Source organism: uncultured Gimesia sp. (genome assembly GCF_937910335.1).
GTDB lineage: Bacteria > Planctomycetota > Planctomycetia > Planctomycetales > Planctomycetaceae > Gimesia.
Genome location: NZ_CALEMX010000169.1, coordinates 1 through 7,056, shown reverse-complemented (window position 1 = coordinate 7,056; position 7,056 = coordinate 1). Strand labels below are relative to the sequence as shown.

Below are 7,056 nucleotides of genomic sequence, written 5' to 3'. Positions count from 1 at the left end.
CCAAACTCTCATCATTCCGATTTGAATTGACGCGACGACTCTTCTTTCCCAACAATCCTGTGACCCTCGCTGATCTTAAACTAAGAGTACGGCACCTGAATGAACAAATCTCTCAACTTGTAAACCATAACAAGCAGATCACCGTCGTTGAAATCCCCCCTATCAGCTATGGGTTCGATCCCATTCACTATCGATACTCTCAAAGATCGGCTCTCTGGAAATCGCTGCTCGCAAAATGGGAACTCCCTGAAATCATGAATCAGTCCGCTCGAAATCGCGGGTTGGATTTCATCTACTCCTTTTATTATCTGCAACCAGCAATCAAACGCCAATGGGGCAAAATCTATCGAAAGTCACAACCAGCCAGGATTCTAGCGGATGGAACTCGCATTTCAGTTTATTAACCGTATTTTGGTCTCAGATGCTGTTAGCCTGTATCCAGGTTGATAACAGCGTCCCCAAGGCCAATTGAAACGAGTATCTTAGGATAAAAGACGCTATGGTTTAAAGAGATAGCCTCTAGAACTACTGTTATCATATATTTCATGACGAATATCAGTTTGTGAGTGATATATTGTGAAATACAACGCCTAGAGAAAAGAGATTTCCGATTTGATGTATTTGTGATCATCTTCAGCAGGATTTTGCAACATGGACATGGCGCTCCTTATATTTTTTATCTGCGTGACGATCATTGCTTCAGTCTGCCATGGTTTGTGGGTACTGGGTTCAATTCTCTATAAGTTCTTCTCCAAGAATGGTTCCTCACCCGGACAGAGTCCTGTTCAATCTGAAAAAATCAAAGACCAGGATCGACTGACCGCGCAGCGTTACATCAGGCGGCTCTACTACGAGGGAATAATTCCTGAGAAGGATTATGTGAATCTGCTGAAGTATACTGCAGAAGACCTTGCTCCCACATCACCGGAAACCACATCACATTCAGAACTGGTACAGCCCCCAGTTCAACCTGTCGCGACTCCGAAAAAACAGCCTCAGTTCAAAACTGACAAACAGAAGGAGGACGACAATTTAGAAATTGCTGAATTCCTGGATGATGAAGATTTTCTCGATACAATAACGCCAACCAAAAGCCCACGAACTGTAGCTCATAAAACCTTAAATGTGTCAGACCATTCAGATCAGCCGCCAGTAAAAAAACGCCCCTTAGGTTCTCTACTGAATGCATTCATGGAAGAGAAAAACATTCGCTGGGGCGAATTAATCAGTGGACTGCTGATTGTGGGTAGCGCGATTGGCCTGGTAGTCAGTCTCTGGTCGACTCTGAAAAACCAGATTCCCTACCTCCCTGCTCTGCTGTTCCTGTTAGCAACGGCTGCCATTCATGGAGCTGGCTTGTATACACATAAACGCTGGAAGCTGGAATCAACAAGTCGTGGACTCTTAATGATCACGGTCCTGTTGGTGCCACTCAACTTTTTGGCGGCCATCCGACTCTCCGACCATCGTCCGATCACCGATCCGTTATTCCTGCTCGCCATTAGTATCGGCTTTGCGGCGTTTGGATGGATGATTTATTCCGCCAGCAGAATCCTGGTCAGTTTTGGCCGCTGGCAACTCCTTTGGGTGGTAACAGGGGCGTCAGCAGGACAAATCCTTATATCGCGAGTCGCTTTGCAGGAACCCTCATTTCTGCAAACGAATCTGCTGGCGATGTTGCCCGTCGGCTGTTTTATCATCGCGATATCAACGATTCTGCGTCATACTTTTCAATGGAAAGAAATCTCAGATTCTCTGGCCCGCCAACTTGTGTCCCTGGGTGGACTTTGCCTCTTTGCAGTCCTGGCTCCTTGCTGGTTATTAATCTGGGGCTCCGCTAATCGGCTGGAAACGTTTGCCAACCTGACGCCGCTGATCAGTGTGATGGAAATGCTGTTGATGGGAATCGGGCTGGTTTTGCATCATAGAAAAGGCAAGGATGACTCTCCGCACTGGTCATTGGCGGGGTCTTCCATCGCCATCTTCTCTGCCTTAATGATGTTATCGAATTTCGCCATCGCCTGGCCTCGAGTCGATATCATGATTGTGCTCGGTATCGTCAATAGTATCAGTTTGAACTTACTGGCCATCAAAGGTCGTTTTGCCCTGTGCCATATACCGGCCCTGCTCTCGGGGGCATTCGCAGGATTGCTCGGTTTTCATGTCTTGACACATACCATCTCATTACAGGGAACTTCGCAGGAACTGCTACTCGAATCACTTCTATTGGGGCGAAGTGCAGTGGTTTTCACTACCTTCGCAATTCTGACTGCCATCGCAGCAGCCTTTTTGAAACGAGGAATTAAAGAAGAAGCCGCGCGCTGTTATCTCTATGCTGCAGGATGTTTTTCGGTCGTTTCTACTCTGATTTCCATTTATGCAGGATTTGTCACGCAATCAGATCATATCTGGTCGACACTGGCGTTATGTGTGAATACGGCCCTCTGCCTGATTGCCAACTGGCATATTCGTAAGCAGGTTCTGTCAGCCATCGCATCAGGTCTGGGATTCCTGACATTGCAACATGCTCTCTGTATAAACTCAAATTTTCGATCCTGGTTATCTCAGTTTGAGCTATTGCCGGATGCACCATTTATCTGGGCTTGCCTGCTGCATGCAACCGGTAGTCTCCTCTTCCTGATTGGCCTGCATTACTGGTCTCGCGTTAGAAATCATTCCCACCCGATCTGGTCAATCGTCCCGTTAAAATCGAATCCATTTACACTACCGCTCGTAAATGGTGCTTTAACGACATCTGTGCCGATGGTCCCTTATACTCTTTTGCAGACGATGTCTTCGGAAATGCATGCTTTCTATTCGTTTGCGATTATGCTGCTTTGGATCACCGGTGCACTGATAAAAAAATCAGACTACTGGTTTCTCTTTTCACAATTGGCGGGTACGGTTGGCAGCCTGTATGCAGCAACTGCGATCGGAGAGTATTATGGACTCTGGGAACACTCTGGCAGATCGCATCCGCAATACTGGTTAATCCACATTTTGGCTGTCGCCCTCTGGAATGTACTGGGCTCTGCCGTCCATTCCAAAAAATATTCCCGGAACATGCTTGGTGCGATTTCACGTACATCCCGTTTGAATCTGCAACCTGTACTCTTAGCGGGTTCTCTGGTCGCAACGGGCCTCGTGCTCTTTTTATCGATTATTCCCGCTATCGCGGCCGATTTTGAACTGGCGTTCCCGATGCAGAAAGTTCAACAGTACGTTGCGCCTGCCATCATCGCATTATTTTTTTATACACTTTTCCTGACGATCGTAACATTGTCAAAAGCTCCGAAGCAGTGTCGTTGGACTTTGACGGGCTTGATTCTGAGCCTGGTACTTCTGGTAACCGGGTCCCTTTTTCAACTAAACAACATTTCTTTAGCGACGATCGGGTTCTCTGCAGAATATTCAAAAGAAGCATTTGGCGTCTGGAGTTGGAGTTGCCTGGCTATATTGACAATTGCGTGCTTGCCTTACATCAACGGAAAATTTCAGAAGATTACCACGCAAGGCATGCTGTTGATCACCTATCTGATTCCATTCCTGTTTGCGGGTTACTTTATTGAACAACACCGCACTGCAGATGCATTGCGGTGGGGACTGGCTGCCTATGCGATTGGTATGATGTTGTTGATTTTGAAATCAGAATTGATCATGCAATATTTACGCTCGAAACAAGTTCGTCTGCAATATCTGCCCAAACTGTTTGAAGACAAACCGACCTGGAGCAACCTCAGTCTGCTGGGAGCCGGCCTTCCCATTCTTGTACTAACGACCTATCAGATCCTTGGCCAATGGCTGTTAATTATTTCACCGCAACACGAATCATTTTTCTACGAGCTGACAGCGTCAGTCTGCTCGTTATGTGTTCCGGTTTCGATGTTGATTATCGCGTCTGTTTTATATGCGATCCATTTTCGTTCTGCAGGCTGGATGATGATCGGCTCTCATTTTCTCGCAGCGACCATCATTACAGGCTCGATTATCACAATTTCGGAACCCATTTACCTGTTTCATGTAGATGACATCATTCGTCTTTCCATCTATACCGGACTCTCGTTTGCTTTTTATGGTCTCTTCTGGCTTGCAATCGAACAGAAAATCAATCCCCACTCGCTGGAACACCAAAACTTATCCCCCGCTTTATGGCCTTATATTCGAGTGCATTTTGCGGGCATGCTCTGCCTGATAGTAACCCCCTATTTGCTGCCGTTCCTGATGAATTTAAACAATCCCGAACAATTGGGACTGCCGTTCCCAAAAATTCCGCTGATCAGTTTTCTTTCTATCATCATAGCGTCATTCTGTGTTAAGCAATTTTCCCGCCGCTATTCCAGTAGCCTTACAACAAACGGGTTGACATTTTTGAGCCTGGCTTTCATCGGTTTTTTAACTGTCCTGTTCTGGCATCACTCGGAATTACCCGCCTGGCGAACAAATCTGCTGATGGAAATCGGCCTGGTCATCATCTTAGCCGTGCATACATTTCTGTTTCTCCAGGCATTCCGACAAGCAGCAAATAAAAATGAAACACTCACATTCACAAATCCTAATTTTTACTGGCGTCAGTTGATCAGCATTGTCTTGATTGCATTTGCGTTACGGGGAGGCTGGGCAGACCCCTTACGCCCTACTCCGCCGTTCATGATTACAACGGTATTAACCACCATGTATTTCACAATGGGATTCTGGCTACGTAAACAAAGCCTTGCGTATCTTTCATTAGCCACTGCATTATTGGGAACCACTTTTGTCATCACAGGCAACTGGTTTGACGCTAGATTTCACTTTGACGCAAACTTTCCCATTGCAGCACAAAACTGGATGGAGCTTCTCAAGTGGCTCATTACCACGGCTGCTGGTATCTCGGCCTGCTGGTTGACCATCGATCTTTACCATCAAAAACGCACAACACTTAATAGTGCAAAAAATGAAGAACCTGCATTCCAGCAGATCTTAGCCAGAATTCTCACCGGCATCGTTTTGTTTTATACGCTGCTGATCACGGTTTCTCGAACGATGCTGGTATCCGCGGACGTACCTGTAATACGAGACCTGGCTGGCTGGATGACATTACTCTCGGTCACACTCTTGCTGATCGGTCTGCTCTGGGATCAGAGAAGCCGTTTTTGTCTTCCGGCTCTGTTTGCGATGGGCGTCTGTGCCATTGCCACATACCTCAGCGATGAAACAAAGCTGCGTTTACTGGCACAACATTCGGGATTGGCCATGTCTTGTTATGCCTGTCTGTTGGGTGGGATCTGGAGCTTACGAAGTTTACTATCGCAAAGTGCGATCAAACTTGATCTCCCCAATCGAGAGCATCTACGAAAACAAACATTAATCTGGCTGCCGCAAGCGGTGACTTTACTCTCGATTTACTCCATGCTCGCGTTATTGCATAGTGTGCTGCGTTTTGAAGATCAGACCTTGCGCTGGTACTCCGTCATGGGATCCATGATCACAGGTCCCGCTTTATACGCTTTAAGCAGTCACCATAATCTCTCTGAAAAGTTTAAAAAACGTGCTCTGTTGGCAGGGGGGGTTGGTTGCCTCTATTTCGGCTGGGCATTACTCCCCGTTCATGGGAACTTCTACTGGCTCGATCATCTGATTCGAGTTCTGGAAGTTGTTTCTATTTTGAGTCTCGTGACCACTCTGATTCTGATCAAATGGCCGTCTCTCCATTCGGACTGGTCTGGCGCATTACGAAAAAGTTCACGGACCTTTTTGATTACTTCTGGTATTTCACTGCTGACAATTCTGATTTCAGAAACTGGATTCATACTATACGGTACTCCTTTGGTCATTTCCAAAGCTCGGATTGCCGTTGTCTCTGGTGCCTTGGCGGCTCTGTCTGCTGCGTTGGTTCTGATGGCAGCGATTCCCAAATTCGACCCGTTTCAATTTCCATTAAAAAGACGCATGCTCTATGTTTATGCGGCTGAAATCGTGTTGGCTCTCCTGTTTCTACATATCTATCTTACGATGCCGGAACTATTCCGCGGATATCTACTGCCTTACTGGCCTTATATCGTGATTGCCATCGCCTTTATCGGTGCCGGGGTGGGAGAATACTTTGAGCGAATCGGTTTGAAAGTACTGTCCCAACCACTGCAAAGAACGGGCGCATTTTTGCCTCTCTTGCCGGCACTTAGCTTCTGGATTCATGCTGCTTCCCGACAGGAATCTCCGGTGGTGGGCGATTACTCGATGATCCTGTTACTGATTGGCATCGTGTATGTCGTAATGAGTTTATGGAGAAAATCGTTTATCTATACATCGCTGGCTGCCTTAGCCGGCAATGGAGCGCTGTGGGCTTTCTGGATGGAACAAGGACAGGTATTTACTCAACACCCGCAACTCTGGTTGATTCCACCTGCACTTTCCGTGCTCATCGCCACCCACTTGAATCGGAACAAACTTAACCCTGCTCAGATCACAGCCGTTCGTTATTTTTCAACTATCACAATTTATGTCAGTTCTACAGGCGACATGTTCATTGCTGGCGTTGCCAATAGTTTGTGGCTGCCTGTGATTCTATGCAGTCTGTCCGTAATGGGCATCCTTGTGGGAATGATGCTTCGAGTTCGCGCGTTTCTGTACGTCGGGTCTTCTTTCCTGACACTCTCGATAGTCAGCATGATCTGGCACGCTTCCCAGTCCCTCGGCCATATCTGGCCATGGTGGGCTTTTGGAATCGGTCTGGGAATCTGTATTCTGGTCCTGTTTGGTATGTTTGAGAAGCGCAAAAACGAAATGCTGGAGCTTGTCGGCAAACTCAAATCATGGGACCGCTAACTTAATCTGTCTGGACTGAAACATCAAATACGAATCAGACCAGTATCATCCGCTTACTCGGAAGTTGTATCTCTATGATTCCGTTTGCGTTGGTTCTCAGTCAGATAGATTTTTCGCATTCGGATGATCTTGGGCGTAATTTCTACATATTCATCATACTCAATGTATTCCAAAGCGGATTCAAGACTCATATCACGCGGCGGTTTGAGAACCATATTTTCGTCTTATCCGGAAGCGCGAACGTTGGTCAAT

At 46.7% G+C, this 7,056-nt stretch carries 2 protein-coding genes and 1 pseudogene; 2 read left to right on the top strand and 1 reads right to left on the bottom strand.

The features are described from left to right. Positions 1 to 404 (top strand): hypothetical protein (locus Q0668_RS06595; protein WP_298861654.1); only part of this gene is annotated, 404 nt, incomplete at its 5' end. Between the two features lie 247 nt (positions 405 to 651). After that, positions 652 to 6,804 carry a hypothetical protein gene (locus Q0668_RS06590; RefSeq protein ID WP_298861652.1) on the top strand — a complete coding sequence of 2,051 codons (6,153 nt, stop codon included), beginning with the start codon at positions 652 to 654 and terminating at the stop codon, positions 6,802 to 6,804. A 53-nt stretch (positions 6,805 to 6,857) separates the two neighbouring features. On the opposite strand, the pseudogene Q0668_RS25860 reads toward Q0668_RS06590, so the two are convergent. Beyond that, a pseudogene (locus tag Q0668_RS25860) lies at positions 6,858 to 7,056 on the bottom strand (translational GTPase TypA); the annotation flags it as partial.